Here is a 26,346-nt window from a genome sequence, read left to right on the forward strand (position 1 = left end):
TAGCTTTTTTCTCTAAAGTAAATTGGGCTTCAATTTAATCTTTATATAAGCCGTCTTCTGTTTCTTACCTTTTGAAGCCGCTGAATTTACAGGGTATACTTCAGCATAGAAAGTTTCCTGATCTGCCCAAAAAGCTTTTGTTTCATCAGCAATTTTGAAGGTAGTGAAGTTTACATAGAAAAGACTTTCCTGACCGGATCCTTGTCCCGGATATTTACTGATCTCAAAATTGCTTCCTACATCGTCATTTGAACTTATATAAGAAATCCAGTTTTTACCAGGTAGAATATGAGGAAATCCGCCTGTAAATAGCGCAAAATCCGCCGTTGACTTTACATTATAGAAAGTATAATAGGTGTCTGAAACCTCTACTGAGTTTTCTTTGAAAATCTCTAAATTCAGGGAAGGGGATTGTCCTATATATTCATTTGATAACACACCGTCTTCAGTAGATACATTTTCGTGTTGAGTAATTATAGTTTCCTTACTATTCCCAGTAAAGATCCAGTTATCATCTTTCAGTTTTACAGAAGGATTTTTAACTAAAACTTCATCAATTCTATTTTTTGAAACTGTTTTAAATTCCTGTTCAGAAACTTCGGTTATTGTTCCATATGTATTGAATGATTTGTTCTTTAAGTCCTCTTTCCCCTTTAATCTACTACTTCTGATCTCAGAAAGATTTATCCCTTGCAGGGTAAGCTCAGATGCCGGAGTGAATTCTGATTTCAAAACAAAAGCCTCAATACTATTGGAAATATTGTTATTGATGCTGTAGTGAATAGAGTAGAAGTCATCAAATTCTTCAAAGCCATAATAGTTATCAAATTTATTGTAAGCCACTTTAAGACGGGGTGCATCTTTATTTGGAGATACAAAAAACTGTACAGAATCAAGTTTGGTAAATAATTCAAAAGGTACATTAAGCACATTATCCACACCTTTTATCTTTTTGAAATCAGCAAATGTTATGACTTTCTGTGTAGTACCCGTTTCAGATTTGTTTATTTCTGATGTATTATTTTTCGAATTACATCCTGTGATGGTTACCATTGAGGATATAAATAAGGGATATAAGATTTTCATTTTTTTCTGCAAAAGTATCGGTAATCATACACGCAGCAAATAAAACCGCAGAAAATGGCTGAAAACAGGGATATAATAAATGATCTATTTTAGAGAATTTTACAAAAGCTAAATTAAAGGTATTATAAACCGTTTTATATAGATGAAAAACATAATAATCAATTGCTCATTTCTAATAACTATACTGGCTTCCTGTTCGCCTGCTACAGACAAAAAAGTGAATACAGCAGATTCTACAGAAGCAAAAAAAGCCGATACTGTAGCTACGCAGAGTCCTGTAAAAAATGAGATCATCAAACCAGAGATGTCTGTCGATTTTTTGACCTTAGTTCCTATTGATGTATTGAATCCAAAAAGTACAAACGTACATGAAAAATATGGAATAGAATTCTCAGGAAACTGTTATTCATGCGATTTGGCTAGTTTATCTGTTACAAACAATACCATGACATGGACGAATGTTTGTGATGACAAGGACACCTTTAAAATTAATGATTTTTCATTCACTAACGAAGGAGACAAGACGATTATAAAAACTGCGGAAAGAACTTATATTTTAACACAAATAGATAAAGCTCCTGTTTATGAACTAAGCATAGAAGGGCAGAAACTTGAATTAAAGAATAAAAGAGTATCGAAATATTTTACAACTCAAAAAACTTTACCTCTTTTTACAGAACACGACTGCGGGGATTTTGAAGGGTAGTATAACCTTATAAATCTATTGCAGACACCATGAAAAACTAATTAAAACAACAGAGTAGTCTTAAAAGTTAGGGGAGGATCTTGTACATTTAAAATGATTGACTTGTATAAAAAACACAAAATAATATATAGTCATTTTATCTGTAAATAAGCTAAGGACATAATGATATTCGCAATATTGCAATCTCCCCAACTTTTATGCTAAATCCACTCCATCATCTTTTAACTTTTTCCATGAAAACTTAAACAAAAAAACCTCAAATTACTTTGAGGTTTTTTTATATTTTAAATAAATTGAATTATTTTGCTGGTTTTTTAGGACTCATCATCATAATCATTCTCTTTCCTTCAAGCTTAGGAAGCTGGTCTACTTTTCCTACGTGCTCTAGTTCCTGAGCAAGTTTTAAAAGCAAAATTTCTCCCTGGTCTTTAAAGATAATCGAACGTCCTTTAAAAAATACGTAGGTTTTCAATTTAGAACCTTCTTCAAGGAATTTCTCAGCATGTTTCTTTTTGAATTCATAATCGTGATCATCAGTCTGAGGTCCGAAACGGATCTCTTTTACAACCACTTTTACTTGTTTAGCTTTAAGTTCCTTTTGTTTTTTCTTTTGCTCGTATAAGAATTTCTTATATTCTAATATTCTTGCAATGAAAGGTTCTGCCTTATCAGAAATTACTACTAGATCCAATTCTTGTTCCGCAGCAATTTGTCTTGCTTTGTCAATTGGATAAATTCCCGGCTCTACGTTATCGCCCACCAAACGAAGCTCTCTCACACGAATTTTATCGTTGATCAAGTGTAAGTCCTCCTGTACAGGACGTCTTTGTGGGCCCCTGTTGTTAAATCTTTGTGCTATTGTATTATAATTTTATTGGTTAACTACTTATTTATAAAAGGATTGAGAGCATTTGATATATTCATCTCTCAATACCTTATTTTCTTTTTTAATTAGATTGCTGCTTCTTTTTTGAAGTAAGTCACAAAATCTTCCATTTTCATTACTCCAAGATCTCCTTCTCCACGTCTTCTTACAGAAATTGTACCTTCCTTCTCTTCATTTTCTCCTACTACAAGCATGAAAGGAATCTTCTTTAATTCAGCATCACGGATCTTTTTACCAGTCTTCTCGTTTCTGTCATCAATCTGACCGCTAATATCGTGATTTTCCAAAAATTGTGAAACTTTTTTTGAATAATCTACATACTTTTCACTAATCGGTAGAATAATAAACTGATCAGGGCTTAACCATAATGGGAAATCACCTGCCGTATTCTCTAATAAAATAGCGATAAAACGCTCCATAGAACCAAATGGTGCTCTGTGAATCATTACCGGTCTGTGTTTTTCATTATCATTTCCAATATAATGAAGATCAAATCTTTCTGGTAAGTTGTAATCCACCTGGATTGTTCCTAGCTGCCACTTTCTTCCTAAAGCATCTTTCACCATGAAGTCAAGCTTAGGACCGTAGAATGCTGCTTCACCATATTCTACAACTGTTTTTAAGCCTTTCTTCTGAGCGGCATTGATGATAGCGCTTTCTGCTTTCTCCCAGTTTTCGTCAGTACCTATATACTTTTGCTTGTTTTCAGGGTCTCTTAATGATACCTGAGTTACAAAATCTTCAAACCCTAAAGATTTGAATACATAAAGCGTAAGATCAATTACTTTCTCGAATTCTTCAGAAAGCTGATCCGGAGTACAGAAAAGGTGAGCATCATCCTGAGTAAATCCACGAACTCTTGTTAATCCGTGAAGTTCTCCACTTTGCTCATATCTGTATACCGTACCAAATTCCGCATATCTTTTTGGAAGGTCTCTGTAGCTCCATTGTGAAGTCTTGTAGATCTCACAGTGGTGCGGACAGTTCATTGGCTTCAATAAGAATTCTTCTCCTTCATTTGGAGTTTTAATCGGCTGGAAGCTGTCTTCCCCATATTTATCCCAGTGTCCTGAAGTTACATATAATTCTTTTGCCCCAATGTGTGGAGACATTACAAATTCATAACCTCCTTTTTTCTGAGCATCAGAAAGGAAATTTTCTAGTTTTCTTCTTAAAGCAGTTCCTTTTGGTAACCATAAAGGTAAACCTGCACCTACTTTTTCAGAGAATGCAAAAATTCCAAGCTCTTTACCAAGTTTTCTGTGGTCTCTTCTTTTAGCTTCTTCTAATCTTTCAAGATATTCAGTAAGATCTTTCTGTTTAGGGAAAGAAATACCATATACTCTTGTCAATTGAGGATTTTTTTCATTTCCTCTCCAGTAAGCTCCTGCTGCATTTAAAATCTTAACCGCTTTTACAATTCCTGTGTTTGGAATGTGTCCTCCACGACATAAATCTGTGAAGTTATCATGAGTTACAAAAGTGATTTCTCCATCATTAAGATTAGAGATCAATTCCACTTTGTAAGGATTATCAGCATATGTTTTTAAGGCATCTTCTTTAGATACCGGGTATAAAGAGAAAGTAGAACCTTTTTTAGCGTTCTCAAGAATTTTCTTCTCAATCTTCTCAAAATCCTTTTCAGATAAGCTTTCATCACCGAAGTCTACATCATAGTAGAATCCGCTTTCGATTGCCGGACCAATGGTCAACTTAGCATTCGGATAAAACTCAAGGATTGCCTGCGCCAAAAGGTGAGCAGAAGAATGCCAGAAAGCTTTCTTACCCATATCATCATTCCAGGTCAAAAGCTGTACCGTAGAATCCGTGGTTATAGGTGTGGTTGTTTCTACTTGTTTGTCATTAACAATTGCGGAAATGGTATTTCTAGCCAATCCCTCGCTTATAGATTTTGCCACATCTAGAGGAGTCACTGCTCCTTCGAATTCTTTGACACTATTGTCTGGAAGTGTAATTTTTATCATTGTTTACTAAGAAATTTTAAGATGCAAAAATACGCATTTTTTAGATAAAATACTATATTAGCATATATTTAGAATGATAATTAATATTATAGATGAAAAAGATATTCGTAGTTTTTGTTTCACTGGCTTCTACATTCGCCATTTCACAGAAAAATACCTCTAAGTTTTCCGTAACTTACAATAAAAATGTAGAAACCTATTTTCTTGCCGAAATTCTTTCAGCAGAACACCGAAAAACAAATAAAGACTTTGAACTTTATAAAATAAAAGAATGTTCAGTATATCAGCCAATTGTAAAAAGTACTTTGGCTAAATACAATCATTTGAAAAATTCTGAGATTGCTATTTTAACAGCAAAATTAAATGATGCTTTGATCGAAAAATTCGGTTCAGGAAATGATTTTCTGATGAAACCCCTGATGTATCATAAAGAATTTCCGGCAACGGGCTGGATCAACGAATATCAATTTGACAACAATAATTTAACCAAAGAACAGAACAAAGAAGCTACGGATTTAATTAGAAATTACCTTTCAGAACTATCAAAATTCTACAAACAGGAGAATCTTGAACAGTTTTTTAAGGAGAACAAAGACTTTTATGCTGGTGGAATAAATGAATACAGCAAACAGATCCCGGCTGGTTTTACGAACGCAATGGAGCAGTTTTATGGTGAAAGTTTTAATAGATATACCATTCTTATCTCTCCAATAATGATGTGGCCTATTGACAATAATGAAGGAAGGGGAATAGGTGCCGATGTTCTTTTAAAAACAGGGAAAAAGAATATTTATGAGATTGCAAGCCCCTTTGTAAAGGTTGAGAAGCAAGGACAGTTTGGTTATGATAATCAATTTCAGGCTAGATTTTTAAGTGTTCATGAGTTTGGGCATTCCTTTGTGAATAAAGAAGTGTATAAGCATAAAGACAAACTTAAAAAGTTCAAAGATCTGTTTGAAAACTCAAAATTAAAAGAAGCAATGATCAAAACCGGAGGGTACGGAGACTATCAAACCTGCGTAGCTGAACATCTGGTGAGATTGGGAGAAATTCAGACTGCAAGACTTCAAAAAGATTTTGAAAGAGCAAAGAGACTGGAAGCTTATCATCTGAAAGAAAACTTTATTTTCCTTCCGAAATTGGAAGAAAAACTGAAAGAATATAATGCCGACAGAAAAAAATATAAAACATTCGGGGATTTTGTACCTCAATTGTTAGAAGTTTTTGAAAATACAGATATTGAATCTATCAATAATATGTTGGCTCAAAACAAGTAATAAAAGCTATAAATTGTCATCCACTATGAATACAATAAATATTGATTTACACTGCGATCTATTATACTATTTATTAAGATCGAATTCAACCATTGATGATAAAGAATTAGGCAGCTCTTTACCTTATTTACAAGAAGGAAATGTAAAGCTGCAGGTAATGGCTATTTACTCGGGAACGGGGGCAAACAGTACTGTTCACGGTTTGGAACAGAGTAAATTGTTTTCAGATCTGATAAAAAACGAAAATTTCTTCCTATTTAATCCTGAAAACTATAAATCTTCTGAGAATGAAAACCGGGTTGGAGTCATTGCTTCCATAGAAAATGCTTCTTCTTTCTGTGACGAAAATGAAACTCTGGATTCTGGATTTAAAAAGCTGGAAACCATTATAGAAAATACCCGCAAAGTTTTTTATATTGGAATTACCCATCATTTGGAAAACCGTTTCGGAGGCGGGAATAATGCTACAGCAGGACTAAAGGATGATGGAAAAGTGCTGATTGATTATATCGCGGATAAAAAAATAGCAATTGACCTGGCACATACAAGTGATCAATTGGCGCATGATATTTTCAATTATGTGGATCAGAGAAACTATTCTATTCCTATTTTGGCAAGTCATTCCAACTTCAGGTCTGTCTATAAAAACAATAGAAATCTTCCTGATGAGCTGGCAAAAGAAGTCATCCACAGAAAAGGCTTAATCGGACTAAATTTCATCAAAGACTATGTTGATCTTGAAGATCCTAAAAGATTGTATGAACATATTCAATATGGCTTGGATCTTGGAGGTGAAGACAGCCTTGCTTACGGCGCAGATTATTTCTATTGGAAAGATCATCCGGACATTTCCCGTCATCCTTTCTTCTTTGAAGAGCATTCAAATGCATCAGTTTATCCTGCCATTAATCAGGAAATTGGGACAAGATTTTCTTCTGAATTGACGGAAAAGATCAGCCATGAAAATGCTTTAAGATTTATTGAAAATATTTATAAATAACTTATTTAACTCTTTATTTAACGCAAAGTTTTATTATGAATCTTTGCGTTAAATAAATGCATGTAAGTTTTTGTTTGTTAGATTTTTACTTGGTTTTTATTGAAGCTTTTTTTATGCCCAAAATATTACAGGAATCCTAATCAACCTTTCCTTTTATACTTTACCTTCTTTTTGATAATTTCAATCACATCCACGTTCCTCACTTTAGACTGAATCCAACCATGAATATCTATGTAAAATAAAGACCTTCTGTAATATTCGTTGTGAGAAAATTCCTCTAACTTTTTATCAAATGCTTCAAATGCTTTCTGTCTTTGATCCAAAACTTGGTTATTCAGGTTCTTAAAAAATTGAATACTTTCAAAGTGAAAATCTTCCGGTTTTTTCATCTTTTTGGCAAATTTCAGTGTAGAAGCAATGAATTCGTCATAATCCTCATCATTCCCAGACTCATATTTTGACATTAAAATAAGAATTCGGGTATGGAATAAAAGATCTTCCTGCACATTTCCTTTAGATTCAATCACTCTCATTGAGTATTCAATGGCTTTTTTGTACATTTTACTTCCAAAAAACATGGCCGCCATTTTAAGGTAAAGGATCATAAAATGGTGTTCGTCAATTCGTTCCCTGAGCTTTTCCATTTTTAATTCAATCTCAGGAATAAGTTTTGTTCCGGTAAAAAACTCACCCTTCACAAAGTGAATATTCATCAGTGTATTGTAATGGGTAAGGAAGATAAGTGACTGTAAATTTTCATTCTGAGCGAAGTTTTCAGCATTTACCATCTTATTAAAATCTGCAAAATGTTCTTCCAGAATATCAATATTTCCATACAGGAAAAGAATTTTCAGTAAATAAGTGTTTCCTTTAATATACCAAACCGGATGGCTGTAAATCATCTCTGGGCTTTTATGAAAGAGATCAACCCATTGATAGGCGTATTTTAAAGTATATTTATAATCCTGTAACAACTGATTTTTCCAGACATGTGCTTTGAAATACCAAAGTTTCTCCGTGAAATTCAATTTATCAAAACTGATATTTTTAATCTGTGCATTGAAAACTTCCATAACTTCCTCACGGGCAGTATTATTTTTCACATAGCCATGCGTAAGCATTTCACTGTATAATTTCAATGAAAGATTGGAAAGTTTGGTAGTATATCGGTTCTGTTTACTTAACTCCTGAGATTGTCTGATCAGTTCTTCAGCACGTCCTTCAATACTTCGGGTAATGAATTGTGATTCAATGACTTTTTCAAGATCTATAACCTCGGAAGCAATACTTTTCTCATCAAGTTCTAAAGCAGTTTGTTTCGTCTTATCTAAAATTTTTAATGCCTGTTTATAAAGCCCTTTCTGATATAAAATATTGGCAAAATCCAACTGTTCCCTAAGCTGTATACGATAGTTCTGATGACTTGGGTTCATGCGGAGACTTACAAGAATTTGCTTGTAAAGATGAGCTTTTAGGTTTGAAAGCTGCTGTTTTGTAGAGATTTTCTTCTCAATAATTATGCTTTCATCATATTCCTTCATCTTATCCATTTCGGAAAAGAGGAGTAAAAATTTTGCATCTACATTAATTCCGAGACGGTTTACATACAATTTAAACTGTCTTTTTTCAGAGGTGGTCAATGACTTTACCAATACAAACAAAAAATCTTTCTGCAATTCTGCCATTGTAAATTTTAAGGATTTAAATAATTAAATATCAGGATGATAAAACTATTTTTTCAACTATTGAATATTGTAATTTTCAGGAAAAATAAAAATCAAAAAATATTGCAAGCTGTAGTTTTGGGTCAAAATTAAGTAAAAAACTTCATTTATGAATTCCGAAAAAATTGAAATTTTTGATACCACACTACGAGATGGAGAACAGGTTCCCGGATGCAAACTAAACACGGAACAAAAACTGATTATAGCTGAAAAGCTTGATGAACTGGGAGTTGATATCATTGAAGCAGGTTTTCCGATTTCCAGCCCTGGAGATTTTGAATCTGTTTCTGAAATTTCAAAACTCGTAAGAAATGCAAAGGTCTGCGGACTCACAAGAGCCAATAAAAAAGATATTGATGCTGCAGCTGAAGCTTTAAGATATGCCAAGAGACCAAGAATACATACCGGAATCGGAACTTCTGATTCTCATATCAAATATAAATTCAACTCAACAAGGGAAAATATCATTGAACGCGCAGCAGAAGCTGTAAGATATGCAAAGAGTTATGTAGAAGACGTTGAATTCTATGCAGAAGATGCGGGAAGGACAGATAATGAGTATCTGGCTAGGGTTTGTGAAGCTGTCATCAAAGCCGGAGCAACTGTTCTAAATATTCCTGATACTACAGGATATTGCCTTCCTGAAGAGTACGGACAGAAGATAAAATATCTGAGAGAGAATGTAAAAGGCATTGAAAAAGCAGTTTTATCATGCCATTGTCATAATGATTTGGGATTAGCAACTGCAAATTCAATTTCGGGAGCCATCAACGGGGCACGCCAGATTGAATGTACAATCAATGGATTAGGCGAAAGAGCAGGAAATACTGCTTTAGAAGAAGTTGTAATGATCTTAAAACAACATAAAGACTTAAATCTGTATACCGATGTGAACTCAAGAATGCTGAATGAAATGAGTGCAATGGTTTCTGATCTGATGGGAATGTCTGTACAGCCGAATAAAGCTATTGTAGGAGCTAATGCATTTGCGCACAGCTCAGGAATTCATCAGGATGGAGTGATCAAAAACAGGGAAACTTATGAGATTATTGATCCGGCTGAAGTGGGAGTGAATGAATCATCTATCATTCTTACTGCAAGAAGCGGACGTTCTGCACTTGCCTATAGATTTAAACATATCGGTTTTGATGTTACGAAGAATGAACTGGATTATTTGTATCAGGAATTTCTAAAAATAGCAGACCTGAAGAAAGAAGTAGGAAACGATGATTTGGCTCTGATCATGGATGTTTGTAGCCGAAAAATAGGATAGAGTTTGATATAATTCAAGTAAAAGTAAAAATGAACAACGATAAAAAAACACTTTTTGATAAAGTTTGGGACGCTCATGTTGTAGACACTGTTCCGGACGGACCACAAATCGTATATATTGATAAACACCTGATTCACGAAGTTACCAGTCCACAGGCTTTTGCAGAGCTTGAGTCCAGAAATCTTGAAATATTCAGACCGGAACAGATTGTAGCAACAGCAGATCACAATGTGCCCACACTTCATCAGGAAAAACCTATCCGTGATGAATTATCAAGAAATCAGGTTCAGCAATTAACGGAGAACTGCCAGAAAAATAATATAGAATTATTCGGATTGGGACATCAGTACCAGGGAATCGTTCATATTATTGCTCCGGAATTGGGGATTACACAGCCGGGAATGAGTATTGTTTGTGGTGATAGCCATACTTCAACACATGGTGCTTTTGGAGCCATCGCTTTTGGAATTGGAACCAGTCAGGTTGCTCAGGTATTTGCCAGCCAGTGTTTGTTGCTTAACAAGCCAAAGTCTATGAGAATTACCGTGAATGGTAAGCTTAATGAAAATGTTCAGCCTAAAGATGTGATTCTGTATATCATTTCAAAGATCGGAACAGATGGCGGAACAGGATATTTCTGTGAATATGCCGGAAATGTTTTCGAAGAAATGTCGATGGAAGGAAGAATGACCGTTTGTAATATGAGCATTGAAATGGGTGCAAGAGGAGGAATGATTGCTCCTGACGATACCACTTTTGAATATGTTCAGGGAAGAAAGTTTGCTCCAAAAGGTGAAGAATGGGATGAAAAAGTTGCTTACTGGAACACTTTGAAAACTGATGGAGGAGCTGTTTTTGATAAAGAATTAAGCTTTGATGCATCAGATATCTATCCAATGATTACTTACGGAACTAATCCTGGTATGGGGATATCAATTCATGAAACAATTCCTGCGCCACAAAATGAATCGGAAGCAAAAGCATTAAAGTATATGGGGTTGGAAGCGGGACAGACACCATCCAGCATTAAGGTAAACTACGTGTTTATAGGAAGCTGTACCAATGCAAGAATTGAAGACTTCCGTTCTGCGGCTCAGTATATTAAAGGGAAAAGTAAATCAGAAGCTGTAAAAGCATTGATAGTTCCCGGTTCTCAGCAGGTGGTAAAGCAGATCTATGAAGAAGGTTTGGATAAAATATTCAATGATGCAGGGTTTCAGATCCGTCAGCCCGGATGTTCAGCTTGTCTGGCGATGAATGATGATAAGATCCCTGAAGGAGAATATTGTGTTTCTACTTCCAACAGAAACTTTGAAGGAAGACAGGGGCAGGGAGCGAGAACAATTCTGGCAAGTCCGCTTACAGCAGCAAAAGCCGCAATAGAAGGTAGAATTTCTGCTTTTGAAAGTTTAAATTAAAAAGAATACATGCAAAAATTAGTTATAATAAAATCCACCGCAGTTCCGTTGCCTGCAGAAAATATAGATACAGATCAGATTATTCCGGCAAGATTCCTGAAAAGTATAGACAGGAAAGGTTTTGGAGAAAATCTGTTCAGAGACTGGAGGTTTAATATTCATACCAATGAACCCAATCCTGATTTTGTCTTAAACAATCCAAAGTTCAATGGTGAAATTCTGGTGGCAGGGAATAATTTCGGGTGTGGAAGTAGCCGTGAACATGCAGCTTGGGCGTTGACAGATTATGGTTTTAAGGTAATTATATCCAGTTATTTCGCAGATATTTTTAAAGGAAACGCTCTCAATAATGGACTTCTTCCAGTAAAAGTCTCTGAAGAATTTTTAAAGGAGATTTTGGAAGGAATCAACGAAAATCCGGATAATGAAATTGCTATCGATGTAGAATTGCAGTCCATCAGTTTTAAAGATACTACAGAAACTTTCGAACTTGATTCTTATAAAAAAATATGCCTATTAAATGGCTATGACGATATTGATTTTTTAATCAGCAAAAAACAGGCGATCACAAATTTTGAACTAAAAACACAAAAAACAAATGAGCAACAATTATTTTAAAATCGCAGTACTTCCCGGAGACGGAATAGGTCCTGAAATCATCAGTGAAAGCATCAAAATATTAGATGTAATTGCGGAAGCATTCCAGTATAAATTTGAGTTTGATTATGGATTGATTGGTGCTGAAGCTATTTTTAAAACAGGAAATCCTTTGCCAGATGAAACTTTAAAAATTTGTAAAGAATCTGATGCCGTGCTTTTCGGAGCGATTGGTGATCCTGCTTTTGACAATAATCCGGAAGCAAAAGTACGTCCTGAACAAGGATTATTGAAACTTCGTAAAGAGTTAGGATTATTTGCGAATATCCGTCCGTTAAAGACATATGCCTCTCTGATTGAAAAGAGCCCATTGAAAAGAGAAATTGTTGAAGGAGCAGACATTCAGATCTTCAGAGAATTGGTAAGCGGTATTTATTTCGGTGAAAAATTTACTGATCCTGAGGGGGCTTACGCTTATGATATCTGTAAATATAGCAGAGAAGATATTCTTCCGATTGCTCACATGGCATTCCAGGAAGCGCAGAAAAGAAGTAAAAAGCTGACATTAATTGATAAAGCGAATGTGCTGGATACTTCAAGGCTATGGAGGAAAATCTGTCAGGAAATTGCTTCTGAATATCCTGATGTACAATTGGATTATATGTTTGTAGATAATGCGGCAATGCAATTAATCCTTAATCCAAAACAGTTTGATGTTATTTTAACAGAGAATATGTTTGGTGATATTATTTCTGATGAAGCGAGTGTAATTGGTGGGTCCATCGGTTTGCTTCCATCTGCATCAGTAGGAGAGAGTAATGCTTTATTTGAGCCTATCCACGGTTCTTATCCACAGGCGAAAGGAAAAGGAATTGCCAATCCGATAGCTTCCATTTTAAGTGTGGCAATGATGCTGGATCATCTTCATCTTCATGCTGCCGCTAATAAACTGAGACAATCTGTAGAGCATGCTATTGAAAATAAATATGTTACAATAGACCTTAATAGTAAACAATATTATTCTACAAGCGAAGTGGGAAGCTTTATTGCGGATCACATTAAATATTCTGAAAAATCATATTATAATTTTGAAAATATAAAAATTGGTAAATCTACCATTGTATAATAAAAAAGTTCACTTAGATAGATAGTTAGAAGAAAGACTCTGTTTCATATGATACAGAGCCTTTCGACTTTTTAAACGGTAATATTTCTTTATCATAATTTTAAATAGATACAATTAAAAAGGTTCCGCCTCATGTAGAGACAGAACCTTTTGTTTTTTATTCTAAACTGAAATTAAAATCAACCTTCATTGGTTTATCTTAGTCCTTTGTGTTATCCGTTTTTCCTGATTTGTTTTTAGAAGATTTTTGAATGTCTTCTTTGTCAATGTCAGGGGGATTAATCTTTTTCGATGAAGCAGGAATATTCTGGAAATCCTGATTCTGCTTTTTAGTCTCTGCTGTATTGGCAGATTCTTTCTTTTTGCTGTTTCCTTTTGAGTCCATTGCCTGAATTATTTTAGAGTCCAAGAACACCGATCTTTCCGGTCTTATCTTCTATAGTATAATTCAAAGCTTTTGCCAAAACGAAAATATTATCAAGGTTTTCCATTAATTGTTTGCGTCCTTCACTTCTCAATTGATTCTGATCAATAGATTTAACCGCAGTTTCCTTCGCTTTTGTGGTTACATTTTTTATGTCTCTTTCGGAAATTCTATTAAAAAATGAATCATCCAGCGATTGAATTTCCACACTTGGTGTAATTCTTATATCTGCATCAGGAAGTTCCGCGATGATCAGCTTTTTATTGATGGAATCTACTTCAAGCTTCATTTTATTAAGATCATAAGAAACCTGAGCATTGGTTTTTGTGTAGGTAATGATACTGTTGCTTGAAACTTCTTTTCCAAGAAATTCATAACCCATTTTGGTTTTCTGCATGGTAGAACTGTTCTGTTCTATCACCACCATCTTATTCATCTTGGAGATTTGGTTGGTCAGAATATAATAATCTGATTTCTCCGTTTTCTTTCCAAGGTTAAGACAGGATTTAAGACCAAAAAAGAGCAGTACCATCACTCCGGCACCGGCTGCAAATGATAAAATTGTTTTATAATTTCTCAAAATCTATTTAAAAATATCTTTAATTACAGACGAATCATTCTTTTTCAGGATTTCAACCATATCTCTTTCGATATAACCGGTAGTAGGCATTTCTATAATTCTTCCGGCTTCCTTGCCATATCTTTTCAGGATAATGGTAGGTACTTTCTGTACATTATATAGAGATTCATCCCCTGTTGGAGATTCTTTTTTACGGTTTACCGCAATAATGGTGAGCTTACTTTCCGGAAAACCTACTTCTTCCAATATTTTCATTAATCTTGGAATATCTCTATGGCTGTCTTCACACCAGGTTCCCATGAAAACTATGATATCATAAGATCCAAGTCTTTCTTTTTTCAGTTCACTGATTGCCTTTTGATCCAAAGCATATTCATCGTGTTCTTTTACATACCAATCTGCATAGGGAGCCTTTAAGAACTGCTCTTTCAGCTGATGTCCCAAAAGCATTTTGCCATCTTTTTCTGTATTTACTTCGCGGTTTACCACTACTTTTTGAGCGCTAAGCTGCTGGGTAGCTAAGAATAGACCTGAAACGGCAACAAGGTTTGTAATAAATTTTTTCATATTTTATTTCTCAATAATTGACTTTAGATCAGCAGGAGAGTAGTATTTGTTTTTTAATACTTTATGATCTGCCTTTCTGTAAACGTTGAACTTTTCACCAGACTTTTCATAAAAAGATTCTACTTCCTTTTCTTTATAGAATTCAACGGTTTCATTAGCCTGCTCTTCATTGTCACATGCTTTAGACATATTAGAACGCTGAACTTCGTTGAATAGTTCTACAAATTTATTGCCAAGACCGAATTCCAGAACAGCACCACTCAAAACATATTGTAAATCACAAAGAGCATCAGCAATTTCTACGATATTGTTATCGGCAATTGCCTGCTTAAGTTCGTTTAATTCTTCCTGCAAAAGTTCAACTCTAAGGTTACATCTTTCAGGAGAAGGAATTTGTGGGGTGTCTAGAATAGGGGCTTTGAAAGTAGTATGGAATTCTGCTACTTGGTTCAAACTATCAATTTTATCCATGAATTTTTTTATTTATGACAAAGATAGAAAACGATTCGTTAATGGTGAAATGTCTGATGTAAATAAGCTTGATTATTTATAGGCAATTATTTGTACTAATCTTTGATTAAAAATACAATTTATAAGCTTTAAACTAAAACTATAAAAAAGCCACAACTCTAAAGTTGTAGCTTTGTTTTGTAATGTGTTCAATTTCAGTTATTTCAGTTCCTGATACTCCCAGATTCCTGAGATTTGTAAGATTTCTAATCCCGGCTGTCTTTCTCCATAACTGAATACGCAAATATATTTTGACAGGCATGATGGGCAATCTGTTCCGAAATATAGAGTTGGTAAATCATTTACCGTCAGCTCTCCCAAATGGATCATTCTTTGTGAAGTTTCTGCAACCATTCCGTTTTTTAATAATCCGGATTTAGGTAAAACTTTATCTTCATGATAAACCTGAATGATTGGAAATCCTGATTGGTAGGGAGATATTTTAATGGTATTTTCATGATTACAGCTACAGCATGTAAATTGGGTAATCGCAGCCGGAATTGCTTCATCATTAACAAATCTGTCTTTTGCTAGAGTAGCTTTTTTACCAATGCTTATTTTCTTTGATATTGAATACATCTGAATTTATTTTTTACTGAATAACGGTTCCTACACTATTAGGGTATTTTCCGCTTGGACTTTTTTTGATGGTGATTTTTACATAACCTTCTTCTGCTAATTTATTCCATGTTTTTTGATATCCTGTTGCAATATCAATCGGAATTTTCCACATAGTTTGTTTGCCTTTACCTTCCATATTAAACCAAGGGATAATATCCGCAGTTTGTGATTTGAAAGGGAGTGCATTATTTACCACATCAATCTCGTAGTAGAAATCATATTTGTTTTCCGGCTGATTTAATGCTCTTTGAGTAAAGGTGTATACATATCCGTTAATGATAGGACTTGTAAAGCTTCCTCCCAATGTAGGAACACCCGTTCCGTCATAGCTTCCGATAGCCACGCTGTATCTGTCGAATTTTTGTCCCGCTACAAAAGGTACATCATCTACAATATTATACCCTCCGTTTGCCGGTGGCCAGCCTCCGTTCAGGTTATTTGCTTTGAAAAGAGCTTCAAGTTCACTCCATTTTCCCTGTTTGTATAAATCGTATGCCTGATTTCTGATGGTGGCACTTACGGTTCCGGCTGTATCATAGGTGATGGCAAGTTCATCTGCGTTTTTGTAGAATACAATTTTTACAGGATTGTTGTCAACTTCTTCATCTCTGTCTGAGCTACAGGCAATTGAAAAAGTGGCAATTGTTAAAACAAAAAAGTACTTAAATAAATGTTTCATATAATAAATTTTAAATTATGTAAAAAATTAATTAAGTATTATCAGGGAATGCTGAGTGTGATTTACTGTTGTGGCTTTGTAAAAATGATTTAAATATAAAGAGGGTTAAAATTGCACTTTTGAACTTATAATAACTTTTAAAGTATAACCAATCAATTTTTATCAACGAAATAAACCTGTGTGTTGCCTGAAAAGCACAGGTGAAATTCCCTTAAATACAAATTAGAGTACGGTACAACTAAAAGCAATGTATTGAATGGTAAATTTAATTAAAAAGTCAATTACTAGTGAAATTATTTATAATAAAACATTATTTTAGAATTAATTATATGAATATTAATGTTTTGTGTTTAAATGTTTAATGATGTGTGTGCTGGATTTTAAATAATGCAACTTATTTAAAATCAAAAAGCTGCCCTTTGAAGAGCAGCCAATTTGTTTTTGTGGTAAATATGAGCTTATTCTTTAATGAAGATCTTGGAGAATTTTCCAATCTGGATTACATAATTTCCTTTTACCAATATTCTTACGTCAGCTGTTCCTCGCTGAAGATTCCCTGACATTACCAGTTTTCCTGACATATCATAGATTTTGTAATCCTCGGAATTTGTATTAGATAATGTAAGAATGTCTTTTACAGGGTTAGGGTACAGTTTTATTTCTGTAGACTTAGTAAAACCAGTTTCTACAGTGGATAGTTTCCCTGATTCTGTAACAGATATATTTGCCTTATTCACATTAAAGAAAATATGGTTACTTCCTTTTACCATAATTCTTCCGGAAGTAGTTGCCGTATCTGGAATCATTACAGATTCTGAACCATCATTGGGTGTTTCTGCTAATAGAGTAGTCCAGGTATTTCCATTGTCTGTAGACCAAAGAATATCTACGTTGGCAGCATTGATTTTGTTTGCAGTGGTTCCTGCAATATTCCATGTCACGGTTTGTGAGCTTCCTCCTGTGTAAGAGATGGCTTCACTTTGTGAAGTAACAATGAAAGGACCTGCAGCAGCATTTACTGTGACTTTTGCATCATCCGAATTATTTCCGGCACCTCCTAATCTGTTATCTCTAACGGTAAATCTGAAATTTAAGTTCCTTGATACTGAAGATAAGGCTTCTACATTTATCTCTGCTCCCATGGTGTTAGTTGCACCAGCTAAAACAGATGACATTCGTGGGAAATATCTTACAGGAGATGTTGTAGGTGTCCATGATCTGAAGGTTGGTCCCACCGTTTTTGTAGCAGTAGCAGCAGAATTGCTTCCTGTTTGAGAAGACGTTCCTCTATCCATCTGTTCCCAGATATAAGTAAGTGAATCCCCATCTGCATCCGTTCCGGAACCTGTAAGTACAAATGGAGTACTCTTAGGAATTGTATAATCCTGTCCCGCATCCGCCGTAGGAATTGAATTTCCGGTAGGAGAGTTTACAGAACATGTTTTTGTTTTAATATTATCGGTAATCTGTTCAATGCTTCGGGCATGAAAGAAAGGATCTGAATTGCGCTGAACATCATATCCGGTAATACCAGCATATCCCATAATAGTAGATCCAGAGCCCGGTTCTACAGGTTGTAAATCCGTCTGTGTACTATAAGACCATGTGTGATTTCCACCGAATTGATGTCCCATTTCATGAGCTACGAAATCGATATCAAAAGTATCACCTGAAGGAATTCCATTAGATGGAGAAGTATATCCGGCACCTTTATAATTATCAGGATAAGTTCCCATGTCAAGGTAGGTTCCCATATCATCACTGCATATACAGCCGATACAGCCTGCATCACCACCACCTCCTGTGGCTCCAAGCAAGTGACCGATGTCAAAGTTTTCATTACCAATAGTGGAGCTTAGTGCATTCATGAGCTCAAGATTCCATCTATTCATTTGTCCGGATGGAGAGAAAGGGTCTGTTAAAGCATTGGTATAAACAATAACATCATTATTGGGAATCAAGACCATTCTTGCAGCAAAGTCATTTTCAAAAATACCGTTTACGCGGGTAAGTGTATTGTTCATTGCTGCTAAAGCCTGTGCTTTAGTGCCACCAAAGAATGCTGCATATTCTCCTGTACAAGCAAGTGCCAGTCTGAATGTTCTTAAAGTAGCATCATTGGCATTCCTTGCGCTGATAGCACCGGAAGTGTCTTTTTGTGCTGTTTCAAGGACTTTACATTCAAGCTTGTTTAAGTTATCTTTTCTGTCAGATCTTTTATATACTACATAAGTTGACTGATCTTGGGTATAAGGTTCAATAAAAACCGCAGATTTATCTCCGTAAATCTCCATTGAAGAAAGCCCTAAAGAAGAAATACTGAAGTAAATAGTCGAAGAAGGATCTTCTACACCTTGCCCTACGTAAGATTTGATATCAGGGTATCTGGCTGCCAGCTCAGGAGTGAAATTTGAATTTTCAGTGACCTTGAAAGCTTCCATTTTTCCATTGGAGTTTGGAAAAGAAATTGTAACTCCCGATTTTTCAGTTAATCTTTTTGGCGTTTTTGCCAATGAATTCTTTAAACGATCAATATCCAGATGAAAAACCCTTGGATTATCAATACTTTTCATGTTTTCAAGAATGGGTGAGGAGTTTTTCTCAGATCTTTTGGACCAAAGACGGTCTGTTTGCGCAAAAGAAACGCCAGATAACACCAGCATCCCCATCATTAATAATTGTTTTTTCATGTTGCCGTGAATTTTTGCAGTTCAAAACTAGGAAAAATATTAGTAAAAAAATAATTTTTCTTTAGAATAATTTAAAATAAGAAATAAGTGAAATACATAACTTGTTGATTATAAATAAAAAAAAGACTGCCCTTGTACAGGGCAGTCTTCACATCGTTTAAAATTTTATAGACTATTAGTTCTTAATGAATCTTTGAGCCTTATCTCCAACTTGGAGCATGTAAGCACCTTTTACCAGGTTACTTACATTTACTGTACCTCTCTGAAGTTTTCCTGAGTCAATTAGTTTTCCACCCATATCGAAGATTTTATAATCTTCAGATGACGTATTTGAAATATGCATGATATCTTTTGCAGGGTTTGGATATAGCTTAATATCTGTGATCAGATCGTTGGTATTAGATAAATCACCTCTTCCTGAAGAAACGATATTCACCGTATAGTCTTCCACCTGCCCATAGGTATAAGCTTCACATGAAGATGTAGGAATTGAGCTGTACTTCATCATAACTCTCATTCTTGTTGAGCCAATTGTTGCAGTTGCAGGAATTGTAATAGATCCTGTAACCGGAGAAGTGGTAGATCCAGCTTTTGTCCAAACTAACTCTCCGCTGTCTGTGAAGTCACCATCACCGTTGTAGTCTATGTAAACAGCATATGCTTCGCTGTATTTGGTAGATGTCCAAACCGGAGTGATAGAGATAGTGTAAGTGTTTCCTCTGGTAACGTTTGTAGAAACAGAAGTGAAGTTCTCATAACCTGCAGTTCCTGTTGAAGTATTATTGATCGTTCCGAAGCTTACATTTCCAATTCTTTCATCAGCTGTATTGGATGCGGAAGATGAACAATAAGTAACTGTACCTCCTCCTGCAAGAGTAGTAACGCTTACTGTGTTACTTGAAGAAGAAGTATTACCTGCTGCGTCTTTTGCTTTCACAGAGAAACTGTATGTTGTAGAAGGAGTCAATCCTGTTGCAGTAAGAGTGGTGGAAGCTGTAGAACCAATCAATGAAGACCCTTGATATACATCGTAACCTGTAACTCCTACATTATCTGTAGCTCCAGACCAAGATAAGTTTGTGCTTGTAGAAGTAGTTCCTGAAGCCGCAAGGGTAGGTGCTGTAGGTGCTACAGTATCAGGTGTTCCTGAACCTGCATTTACTGAAATATTAGCATTGTTTACATCAAAGAAAATATGATTAGATCCTTTTACCATAATTCTTCCTGTAGTGGTAGTAGCATTAGGAATTGTTACAGCCTGTGAACCGTCATTTGGAGTTCCTGATAATAGAGTAGTCCAAGTATTTCCGTTGTCTGTAGACCAAAGAATATCTACGTTGGCAGTATTTACATTGTTAGCAGTAGTTCCTGCCACATCCCATGTTACCGTTTGTGAACTACCTCCTGCATAGGTAGTTGCTGAGTTTTGTGATGTTACCAGGAAAGGTCCTGCAGTACTGTTAACAGTAATTACTGCATCATCAGAATTGTTCCCTGAACCTCCTGCTTTATTATCACGAACGGTAAATCTGAAATTGAGTGTTCTTGCTACTGAAGAAAGTGCTTCAACAGTAATTTCAGAACCAGCAGTTGTGGTTGCTCCTGTCAATATGGAAGCCATTCTTGGGAAATATCTTGTAGGAACCGTAGTTGGAGCCCATGATCTGAAGTTAGGTCCTGAAGCTTTTGTTGCGCTGGCTGCCGAACTTGCGCCTGTTTGAGAAGAAGACGCATTATCCATCTGTTCCCAGATATAAGTTAAAGAATCTCCGTCCGCATCCGTTGCCGTACCGTTAAGTACAAATGGAGTTCCTTTCGGAATAGTATAATCAAGACCTGCATTAGCTGTCGGAATAGAATTTCCTGTATTTGTATTTACTGAGCAGGTTTTAGCTTTGATATTATTAGTGATTTGTTGAATGCTTATTGCATGGAAAAATGCATCAGAATGGGGTTGAATATCCTGGCTGGTAATCCCTGCGTATCCCATGATGGTAGATCCGGAACCTGGCTCCATATTAGCTCCTGTTCCTTCATTACTCATAGAGAAGGTATGATTTCCTCCGAATTGATGCCCCATTTCGTGAGCCACATAATCTATATCAAAGTTGTCTCCTGACGGAATTGCATCTGCAGGAGAGGTGTAACCGCTGCCTTTTGAGCCATTTGTACAGATACAACCGATACAACCAGCATTTCCTCCACCTCCGGAAGCCCCGAATAAGTGTCCAATATCGTAATTAGCTTCTCCGATTAGAGATGTTAAAGTGCTTTGTAACTGTGAATTCCAGCTGCTCATTCCTGAAGCGGCAGAATAAGGGTCTGTGGAAGCGTTGGTATAGATGACAGCGTCATTGTTGGCAATTAATACCATTCTTGCAGCAAAATCTTTTTCAAAAACACCGTTCACGCGGGTCATTGTATTATTCATTGCAGCCAAAGCCTGAGCTTTTGTTCCTCCGAAATAGGTAGTATATTCTCCTGTAGTGGACAATGCCAGTCTGAATGTTCTTAATTTTGCATCATCGGCATTTGGTCTTGCGGCAAGGTTTGTATTGTTTGCTCCTTTTTTAGCCACATCAATGACTGTACATTCGAATTTGCTTAAATCATCTTTCTTATCAGACTTTTTGTATACTACATACGTTGAAAGATCTTTTGAATAAGGCTCAATGAATACCGCTGATCTGTCACCATATATCTCCATTGAAGATAATCCTAGTGAAGAAACGCTGAAATAAACTGTAGAATTGGGGTCTTCAAGTCCTTGTCCTATATAGGATTTGATATCCGGATATTTTGCTGCCAATTCAGGAGCAAAGTTGGAATTTTCTCTCACCTTGAAGTTTTCCATTTTCCCTTCAGAATTCGGGAAAGAGATGATAATCTCTGATTTTTCACCGGCTGCCAGTCTTTTGGGTGCTTTTGCTAAAGCGTTCTTTAATCCGTTGATGTCAAGGCTGTAAACCTTTGGATTATTAATGTTTGTTTTGTTTTCAAAGATCTCCGAAGAAGTTCTTTTAGAGTCTTGAGACCAAAGACGGTCAGTCTGTGCATAGGAAACTCCAGTGATTAGGAGCATTCCAATCAGGGTTAATTGTCTTTTCATATTAAATATTTGTTTTTATTATGGTAAATCGAAATTAATAAAAAATATATTACGAAAAACAAAATTTTTTAAGAAAATTTTAGACTTTGTATTTAATTTACTATGCGAAACATTGCATATGATTGAAAAGACGCTTCCAGAAAAGAAAAATGCCACATGTATAAAACATATGGCATTCGTATATCAAATAAAATGATTGTATTTACATCTTATCATCAGCGGTAGGTCCGTAAAGTCCGGGAACCTTATTACCGGTAGATCTTAGATAAACAACCAGTTCACCTCTGTGATGGTACAAATGATTAAATAGAAAACCTCTTACAACCTGAATTTTTGGTGAAGGAGGGAAAAGTACATTTCCGTTCATTTCCATTTTCCATTCATTGAAATAAGTGTTTTCATCTGAATTTTCAAGAACTTTCTGGGCATTGGCTACATTCTCTTCAAATTTGGCAAGAATATTTTCAGCTTTGGAAATATCACCTTTATCATATTGATATTTTCCCATGTCAAAAACATCCTGGTTGAAGGTAGAGTCATACCAGTTGTAAACTTCAGCAATGTGAGAAGCTAACTGAGCTGTTGTCCAGTTTTTCTCAGACGGTTTCCAGTCTAAAGCGCTGTCAGGGATTGCTTTTAAAATTTTTCTGGTGTTTTCTGCTTCATGCAAAAATTCACCCAAAAGTGCCTGTTTGATCATTTGTATGAGGATTAAAGTTATTTTGTAATATCTCTTCCGATCACCAGTCTCTGGATTTCAGAAGTTCCTTCTCCGATCGTACAAAGTTTAGAGTCTCTGTAGAATTTCTCAGCAGGGAAGTCCTTTGTATATCCGTAACCTCCGAAGATCTGAACTGCATTGTTAGAAATTCTTACACAAGCTTCAGAAGCATATAATTTTGCCATTGCTCCTTCTTTTGTCATTTTTTGCTTAGCATTTTTCAATGTAGAAGCTCTTTGGATCAAAAGTTCAGCAGCATCAATTTCAGTAGCCATATCAGCAAGCATGAAGTTTATTGCCTGGAATTCAGAGATTGATTTTCCAAACTGATGTCTTTCTTTAGCATATTTTAAAGCAGCCTTGTAAGCTCCTCTTGCTGTACCTAAACTTAAAGCAGCGATAGAAATTCTACCCCCATCTAAAATTTTCATAGCCTGCTTGAAACCTTCACCTACTTCTCCTAAACGGTGAGAATCCGGTACACGTACATTATCGAAAATTAATTCAGCAGTTTCAGAAGCACGCATTCCCAGTTTATTTTCTTTTTTACCGGAAGTGAAACCTGGCATTCCTTTTTCTAAAACAAAAGCTGTAGAGTTATTTTTAGCTCCTTTTTCTCCTGTTCTTGTCATTACAACAGCGATATCTCCTGAAATAGCGTGAGTAATAAAGTTTTTAGCTCCATTGATGATCCATTCGTCACCGTCTTTCACAGCAGTTGTAGACATACCACCAGAATCGGAACCTGTATTGTGCTCTGTCAATCCCCAAGCTCCGATTACTTTTCCGGATGCCAATTGAGGAAGCCATTTATTTCTCTGTTCTTCATTTCCAAACTCATAAATATGATTTGTACAAAGAGAATTGTGTGCTGCTACAGAAAGTCCAATAGAAGGATCTACTTGGGAAATTTCATCCAAAATAGCAACATACTCGTGATAGCCCAGTCCGGAACCTCCATATTGCTCAGGCACTACGATTCCCATAAAACCCATTTCTCCTAATTGATGAAATAAATCTTTTGGAAAAGTCTGGCTCTCATCCCACTCCATAATATTCGGTCGGATATTCTTTTCTGCAAATTCTCTAGCTGTCTCCGCTATCATTTTGATGTTGTCAATTGTCTCTGTATTCATATTGATAATAGTTAGTTCCCAAAGATAATTAAATTGACGGAATGCTAAAGAAAATTATTCAAACCATAATACGGCAATTCACAATATTTTAATTTACAGTTTTTTATATTTTTATAATTTAATATATTCGTAATAAAATATTCAGGTTTTTACGTTTTTTATTTCACTAATTTAGCCTCCCAATTTTTAAGGCATGAAAAAAATTCTACTTCCTATTATTTTAATATCCTCTTATATTTCCGCGCAGGCTCCTGCCGGATATTATGACGGAACAGCAGGACTTACAGGCTATGCCCTGAAAACAAAGGTTCATGAGATTATCTCTAAAAAGAATATCAACTGGCATTATGATGACCTTCCCGGATTTTATAATCAGACTGATCTTGATTGGTATTATGATGGTCATACACAAGCTAACAATAGTACAATTCTATTGGATATCTATTCTGAAAATCCTACTGGTCCGGATGCTTATGAATATACTTCAGCCAACCTTATCAGTAGTACAGGTGGTGAAGGAGAGGGGTATAACAGAGAGCATGCTGTGCCTCAAAGCACCTTCAATAGTAGCTATCCTATGTTTTCTGATTTACATTTTGTGATTCCTACGGACGCTAAAATCAACCAGTTGCGAAATAACTATCCATATGGCGTTGGTAACTCGACAATACATCATACATTTACAAACACCTCAAAAATTGCTAATAGTGCTATACCTAATTATGCTTATACGAATAGGGTTTATGAACCTATTGATGAATTTAAAGGTGATGTAGCCAGAATGTTGTTGTATTTCGTTGTCCGTTATGAAAATAAGTTGCCATCATTTAATTATTCGACCAATATTAATCCGGCAATAGACAGGTCTGCTCTTGATGGAACAGCAGAAAGAGCATTTGATGCGCCTTATATTGCGATGCTTCTTCAATGGCATCAGCAGGATCCGGTTACTTCAAGGGAAACCAACAGAAATAATGCGGTGTTTGCTATCCAAAAGAATAGAAATCCTTTCATTGATAATCCACAATGGGTAAATGAAATATGGAGTCAGACACCGGATGCAATTGTTCCTCAGGCTCCATTAAATGTGACAGCAGGGCAAACGGGTGCCTATTTTACAACCTTAAGCTGGTCACCAAGTACAAGTTCAGATGTGATTGGGTATAATATTTACCAAAACGGAGTGTTTTTAAGCTCTACCAAGTCAACAACATTGGTTGTTGATCATCTCAATCCTTCCTCGTCCTATACTTATACCGTGAAGTCTTATGATAATGGATATTTGAATTCATCGGACAGTAATTCTGTTGCTGTAAATACTCTTGCTTCAGACGGATTTGCAAAAGATCTGTTCATCTCTAAATATATAGAAGGAACATCTGATAATAAAGCAATAGAAATCACGAATAAAACAGGTCATCCTGTAGATCTTAAAGATTATAAACTGTCTGTTCAGGCATATGGTAATTCTAATTATTATTTTCCTGCCGGCTTTGAAATGGAAGGGATGATACAAAATAATGAAAAGATCGTAATTTTAAATCCAAGGTCTAATTTAATATGTTTCAATATGGAACAGGCAAGATTTGTGACGGCAGCGCCTCAATTAGCTTATGACGGAGATAAATATTATGAATTAAGATATAAATCAACAACAGTTGATGCTTTAGGAATTAAAAACCAGTCCAATGCTTCTACTTTGAAGGATGTTTCTTTGTACAGAAAAAATTCTGTTAATCAGCCTTCAGGTTCTTTTAATAGTACTGAGTGGGATATTTATCCCGTAGATTACTGCCAGGATTTAGGTGGAACTCTATCTACTTCGGAACTTATTACTTCGGTTAATAAAGAGTTTAAGATTTATCCGAACCCAGTTTATGAGAACATTTATGTAAGTGGGGAAACTGAAAAAATACAAACTGCACAAATCCTTGATTTTTCAGGAAAAGTAATCTACATGGAAAAAGATCCGTTCAGAAATAAGAAAAATATTTCTGTACAGGGAATTCCTGTTGGGGTTTATCTTCTGAGACTGGATGATAAAGTACAGCAGTTTATCAAGAAATAAATAGAGGTATATTTTACCTTTACATGAATCATAAACCTCATAGATTTTAAAAATCTATGAGGTTTCTTTATAACGAGATCACTTTGCTTTGCACAATGACTCCTTAGCCCCGATAGTAGCGGTTACCCCACAGCGGTGAAGGAAAAGTCTGGCGCGAGGAGTA

At 35.5% G+C, this 26,346-nt stretch carries 22 protein-coding genes; 8 read left to right on the forward strand and 14 right to left on the reverse strand.

All coding sequences use genetic code 11. The annotated features are described in order from the left end of the window. Positions 1–12: 12 nt before the first annotated feature. Positions 13–1,086: a resolvase gene (locus BW983_RS21075; protein WP_076553769.1), complete on the reverse strand. Its 1,074-nt coding sequence runs from the start codon at positions 1,084–1,086 to the stop codon at positions 13–15. A gap of 142 nt (positions 1,087–1,228) precedes the next feature. Between BW983_RS21075 and BW983_RS21080 the strand changes: the two genes are divergently transcribed. Continuing rightward, on the forward strand, positions 1,229–1,792 hold the full coding sequence (locus BW983_RS21080; RefSeq protein ID WP_076553770.1) for a hypothetical protein: 564 nt from the start codon (positions 1,229–1,231) through the stop codon (positions 1,790–1,792). A gap of 298 nt (positions 1,793–2,090) precedes the next feature. Here BW983_RS21080 and infC read toward each other — a convergent pair whose 3' ends face one another. Further along, a complete protein-coding gene (gene infC / locus BW983_RS21085) occupies positions 2,091–2,591 on the reverse strand; it encodes a translation initiation factor IF-3 (protein WP_172625635.1) in 501 nt (166 codons plus the stop codon). A gap of 152 nt (positions 2,592–2,743) precedes the next feature. Next, positions 2,744–4,663 (reverse strand): threonine--tRNA ligase, encoded by a 1,920-nt coding sequence (gene thrS / locus BW983_RS21090; protein ID WP_076553771.1) that lies wholly within the window; start codon positions 4,661–4,663, stop codon positions 2,744–2,746. Between the two features lie 92 nt (positions 4,664–4,755). On the opposite strand from thrS, the gene BW983_RS21095 reads away from it, so the two are divergent. Together BW983_RS21095 and BW983_RS21100 are read left to right on the forward strand one after the other, a co-directional pair. Continuing rightward, a complete protein-coding gene (locus BW983_RS21095; RefSeq protein WP_076553772.1) occupies positions 4,756–5,940 on the forward strand; it encodes a DUF4932 domain-containing protein in 1,185 nt (394 codons plus the stop codon). A 25-nt stretch (positions 5,941–5,965) separates the two neighbouring features. Further along, positions 5,966–6,940, forward strand: a complete 975-nt coding sequence (locus BW983_RS21100) for a dipeptidase (protein WP_076553773.1) — start codon at positions 5,966–5,968, stop codon at positions 6,938–6,940. Positions 6,941–7,080: 140 nt separating this feature from the next. Here BW983_RS21100 and BW983_RS21105 read toward each other — a convergent pair whose 3' ends face one another. Further along, positions 7,081–8,625: a hypothetical protein gene (locus BW983_RS21105; protein WP_076553774.1), complete on the reverse strand. Its 1,545-nt coding sequence runs from the start codon at positions 8,623–8,625 to the stop codon at positions 7,081–7,083. 148 nt (positions 8,626–8,773) lie between these two features. On the opposite strand from BW983_RS21105, the gene BW983_RS21110 reads away from it, so the two are divergent. The 4 genes from BW983_RS21110 to leuB are packed head-to-tail and all read left to right on the forward strand — an operon-like array spanning position 8,774 to position 13,078. Then, the gene (locus tag BW983_RS21110; protein WP_076553775.1) at positions 8,774–9,937 is read left to right on the forward strand and encodes a 2-isopropylmalate synthase; all 1,164 of its coding nucleotides are present in this window, start codon (positions 8,774–8,776) and stop codon (positions 9,935–9,937) included. Between the two features lie 29 nt (positions 9,938–9,966). Continuing rightward, on the forward strand, positions 9,967–11,355 hold the full coding sequence (gene leuC, locus BW983_RS21115; protein ID WP_076553776.1) for a 3-isopropylmalate dehydratase large subunit: 1,389 nt from the start codon (positions 9,967–9,969) through the stop codon (positions 11,353–11,355). A gap of 9 nt (positions 11,356–11,364) precedes the next feature. Beyond that, entirely contained in the window at positions 11,365–11,973 is a 609-nt protein-coding gene (gene leuD / locus BW983_RS21120; RefSeq protein WP_076553777.1) for a 3-isopropylmalate dehydratase small subunit, read from the forward strand. Next, the gene (leuB, locus tag BW983_RS21125) at positions 11,954–13,078 is read left to right on the forward strand and encodes a 3-isopropylmalate dehydrogenase (RefSeq protein WP_076553778.1); all 1,125 of its coding nucleotides are present in this window, start codon (positions 11,954–11,956) and stop codon (positions 13,076–13,078) included. The genes leuD and leuB overlap by 20 nt, the downstream gene beginning before the upstream one ends. A 199-nt stretch (positions 13,079–13,277) precedes the next feature. Here leuB and BW983_RS21130 read toward each other — a convergent pair whose 3' ends face one another. The 10 genes from BW983_RS21130 to BW983_RS21175 form a co-directional block, all read right to left on the reverse strand. Next, positions 13,278–13,487 (reverse strand): hypothetical protein, encoded by a 210-nt coding sequence (locus BW983_RS21130; RefSeq protein WP_228409055.1) that lies wholly within the window; start codon positions 13,485–13,487, stop codon positions 13,278–13,280. Continuing rightward, the gene (locus BW983_RS21135; protein WP_076553779.1) at positions 13,477–14,082 is read right to left on the reverse strand and encodes a DUF4230 domain-containing protein; all 606 of its coding nucleotides are present in this window, start codon (positions 14,080–14,082) and stop codon (positions 13,477–13,479) included. The genes BW983_RS21130 and BW983_RS21135 overlap by 11 nt, the downstream gene beginning before the upstream one ends. 3 nt (positions 14,083–14,085) lie before the next feature. Beyond that, positions 14,086–14,649, reverse strand: a complete 564-nt coding sequence (locus tag BW983_RS21140) for a TlpA family protein disulfide reductase (protein WP_065394493.1) — start codon at positions 14,647–14,649, stop codon at positions 14,086–14,088. A gap of 3 nt (positions 14,650–14,652) precedes the next feature. Further along, positions 14,653–15,120 (reverse strand): pyrophosphohydrolase domain-containing protein, encoded by a 468-nt coding sequence (locus BW983_RS21145; RefSeq protein ID WP_065394492.1) that lies wholly within the window; start codon positions 15,118–15,120, stop codon positions 14,653–14,655. A gap of 198 nt (positions 15,121–15,318) precedes the next feature. Then, positions 15,319–15,738, reverse strand: a complete 420-nt coding sequence (locus BW983_RS21150) for a hypothetical protein (RefSeq protein WP_076553780.1) — start codon at positions 15,736–15,738, stop codon at positions 15,319–15,321. Between the two features lie 13 nt (positions 15,739–15,751). Further along, positions 15,752–16,459, reverse strand: coding sequence for a glycohydrolase toxin TNT-related protein (locus tag BW983_RS21155; protein WP_076553781.1), 708 nt, complete (start codon positions 16,457–16,459; stop codon positions 15,752–15,754). 458 nt (positions 16,460–16,917) lie between these two features. Further along, on the reverse strand, positions 16,918–19,149 hold the full coding sequence (locus BW983_RS21160; RefSeq protein ID WP_076553782.1) for a zinc-dependent metalloprotease: 2,232 nt from the start codon (positions 19,147–19,149) through the stop codon (positions 16,918–16,920). A 175-nt stretch (positions 19,150–19,324) separates the two neighbouring features. Then, positions 19,325–22,258 carry a reprolysin-like metallopeptidase gene (locus tag BW983_RS21165; protein ID WP_076553783.1) on the reverse strand — a complete coding sequence of 978 codons (2,934 nt, stop codon included), beginning with the start codon at positions 22,256–22,258 and terminating at the stop codon, positions 19,325–19,327. Positions 22,259–22,460: 202 nt separating this feature from the next. Further along, the gene (locus BW983_RS21170) at positions 22,461–22,958 is read right to left on the reverse strand and encodes a DinB family protein (RefSeq protein WP_076553784.1); all 498 of its coding nucleotides are present in this window, start codon (positions 22,956–22,958) and stop codon (positions 22,461–22,463) included. Positions 22,959–22,975: 17 nt separating this feature from the next. After that, positions 22,976–24,115, reverse strand: coding sequence for an acyl-CoA dehydrogenase family protein (locus BW983_RS21175; protein ID WP_062699683.1), 1,140 nt, complete (start codon positions 24,113–24,115; stop codon positions 22,976–22,978). Between the two features lie 193 nt (positions 24,116–24,308). Between BW983_RS21175 and BW983_RS21180 the strand changes: the two genes are divergently transcribed. Continuing rightward, the gene (locus BW983_RS21180) at positions 24,309–26,183 is read left to right on the forward strand and encodes an endonuclease (RefSeq protein WP_076553785.1); all 1,875 of its coding nucleotides are present in this window, start codon (positions 24,309–24,311) and stop codon (positions 26,181–26,183) included. Positions 26,184–26,346 lie beyond the last annotated feature (163 nt).

The organism is Chryseobacterium ureilyticum (assembly GCF_900156735.1).
GTDB lineage: Bacteria > Bacteroidota > Bacteroidia > Flavobacteriales > Weeksellaceae > Chryseobacterium > Chryseobacterium ureilyticum.